Origin of the sequence: Cohnella thermotolerans DSM 17683, assembly GCF_000429825.1 — a bacterium.
GTDB classification, from domain to species: domain Bacteria; phylum Bacillota; class Bacilli; order Paenibacillales; family Paenibacillaceae; genus Cohnella; species Cohnella thermotolerans.
In genome coordinates this window covers 1-1,745 of sequence record NZ_AUCP01000140.1, presented here as the reverse complement: position 1 = coordinate 1,745, position 1,745 = coordinate 1, and the positions used below count along the sequence as shown (strand labels likewise).

Below are 1,745 nucleotides of genomic sequence, written 5' to 3'. Positions count from 1 at the left end.
CATTTTAAAGATCGCTGGCTTTTTCCTCGAAGAACCGATACAATGAGCTTAATACCCATTTTATCGGTTCCATAAGGGGCAAGTATGACGAAACAAATCGAGCTGACAGCGCTAATCGTTCGACCGATTCAATCTCACGAGGAAGCACAATGGAACACGCTTATGCGAACTCATCATTATCTTGGATTTCGCCAATTGGTCGGCGAGTCGATCAAATATGTTGCGGAAATCCAGGGAAGATGGGTCGCTTTGCTGGGCTGGGGAACGGCTGCATTCAAATGCAGCTGTCGGGATCAATGGATTGGCTGGTCCAAAGAGCAACAATGGAGCCGGTTGTTATTTATCGCCAACAACCTGCGCTTTCTCATACTTCCTGGCGTACACATTCCCAACCTTGCTTCCAAGGTACTTTCCTTGAACGTAAAACGGTTGTCGGCGGATTGGGTCGCGGTTCACGGACATCCGTTGATTCTGGTCGAAACGTTTGTCGATCATGCCCGGTTTGCAGGGACGTGCTATATCGCAGCGGGATGGTTGCGACTAGGACAAACCCGAGGCTACGGACGGAACGCCGGACAATACTACTATCATGGGACAACGAAAACCGTTTTGGTGTATCCGCTCCATCGGCACGCCCGCACGTGGTTGTCCGCTCCTTTTTTGGTGCCGGAATTGCGCGGAGGCGGAGTGCCTGTGGTGAATTTGAATGGCGTGAACCTGGATCAGAATGACGGGTTGCTGGAACGTTTGAAACAGCTCAAGGATCCACGCAAGCCCCGTGGAGTTCGCCACAGCGTGACATCCACCCTCGCAGTCGCAATCTGCGCAACCCTCTCGGGTGCCCGCAGTTTTCTGGCAATCGGCGAATGGGCGGCGGATTTGTCCCAAGATCTCTTGCGTCGCCTGGGGTGTCGGTACCATCCCGAGCAACGTCGGTATATCCCGCCCAGTGAACCGACCTTGCGACGACATCTGCAAAGCGCGGATGCGGAACAACTCGACCGCATCTTGAACGAGTGGCTGACAGCTCAGACGGATCCGGAAGCGATCGCGGTCGACGGAAAGACGGTGCGCGGTGCCAAAGATGGTGAAGGCAAAGCACTGCACTTGCTTTCCGCTTTGTTGCACAAGGAAGGCGTCGTCGTTGCGCAACGGGCGGTGGACAAGAAAACCAACGAGATTAGGGAATTTCAATCGGTATTGGACCCTCTGGACTTGCGAGGGAAAGTGGTCACCGCCGATGCGCTGCATACGCAAGTCGAGCACGCCCGGTATTTGGTGGAAGACAAACAAGCCGACTACTTCTTCACCGTCAAAGGGAATCAATCGAACTTGAAAATAGCGATTGAGGACCTCGACGATGAGGATTTTTCCCCCTGAATATGTGACACGCGATAAAGGGCACGGGCGCATCGAAGTGCGCAAGCTGCAAACGAGCACGAAGTTGAACGACTACGTGACGTTTCCGTATGCGGCGCAAGTTTGCCGAATCCACCGAATCACCTACAATTTGCAAGGGGAGTGGATGCGGGAAGAAACTGTCTTTGGCATCACCAGCCTATCGGTCGAACGGGCCGATCCCGCTCGATTGTTGAATTTGAATCGCGGACATTGGTCGATTGAAAATCGGCTCCATTGGGTACGCGACGTCACGTTTGACGAAGACCGTTCTCAGATTCGAACCAAAGAAGGGCCGCGAGTCATGGCCACCTTGCGCAATCTCGCAATTAGCTTGTTCCGCTTAG

The 1,745-nt window shown here is 53.5% G+C and carries 2 protein-coding genes; both read left to right on the top strand.

Going from position 1 to position 1,745, the window contains the following annotated elements; genetic code table 11:
- The first annotated feature begins 84 nt into the window (after window positions 1-84).
- Window positions 85-1,380 carry an ISAs1 family transposase gene (locus G485_RS27195; RefSeq protein WP_051318378.1) on the top strand — a complete coding sequence of 432 codons (1,296 nt, stop codon included), beginning with the start codon at window positions 85-87 and terminating at the stop codon, window positions 1,378-1,380.
- The coding region (locus tag G485_RS31265) for an ISAs1 family transposase (RefSeq protein WP_156922468.1) at window positions 1,361-1,745 on the top strand (385 nt) is incomplete at its 3' end. The genes G485_RS27195 and G485_RS31265, both read left to right, overlap by 20 nt.

Bases quoted from the DNA above. Each gene is read 5' to 3' on its own strand.
- G485_RS27195 (WP_051318378.1), top strand. From the start codon at position 85: ATGACGAAACAAATCGAGCTGACAGCGCTAATCGTTCGACCGATTCAA.